This window comes from Aeromonas rivuli (genome assembly GCF_000820045.1).
In the GTDB taxonomy this organism is placed as follows: domain Bacteria; phylum Pseudomonadota; class Gammaproteobacteria; order Enterobacterales; family Aeromonadaceae; genus Aeromonas; species Aeromonas rivuli.
In genome coordinates this window covers 1-531 of record NZ_CDBJ01000099.1, presented here as the reverse complement: position 1 = coordinate 531, position 531 = coordinate 1, and the positions used below count along the sequence as shown (strand labels likewise).

Below are 531 nucleotides of genomic sequence, written 5' to 3'. Positions count from 1 at the left end.
GTCTGGCAGTGGCCAGCCAGAGCCAAGCACGGTGCGGATAAAGGGGCGGTCGGCGCGGCCAAAGGCAAAGCCCAGTTCGACCAGGCTCCCCTCGATGGGGAATTGCAGCAGGCCCTGCTCTGGCCCGCCGAACATTACCGGCAGCGGCACGGCGCGATAGAGTGGGGTGGCGTCATCCGCTTGGCCATCCTCGCCGAGCAGTTGCACATCCACGGCAAAGCGTGGTCGGAATGGGTCATTGAGCTGACCTGCGGTGGCCTGGTCGCTGATGGCTTCGACCCGTCCGAACTTGGGCAGGTGCATTTTGTCGGCCAGCTCCGGGAACTCGCCTTCTATTTTGCGCCGCTCTGTGGATTTGACAGCTTTGCCCGGGGTGGTGGTGGTCAGGGTCATTTCATCGCCCTTGAGTCGCACCCGGGTAACGCGCTTGCCGTTAACCGTTGCCCCGGGTCGCATGGCGGGCACCGGTGCCAGGGTGATGAGGTTGCCCGCCTGGCGGGATGTCCAGGCCGCGTCTATATCCACCTCCCG

At 64.8% G+C, this 531-nt stretch carries 1 pseudogene; it reads right to left on the bottom strand.

The window, feature by feature from the left end:
- Positions 1–531, bottom strand: a pseudogene (locus BN1130_RS22755) (hypothetical protein); the annotation flags it as partial.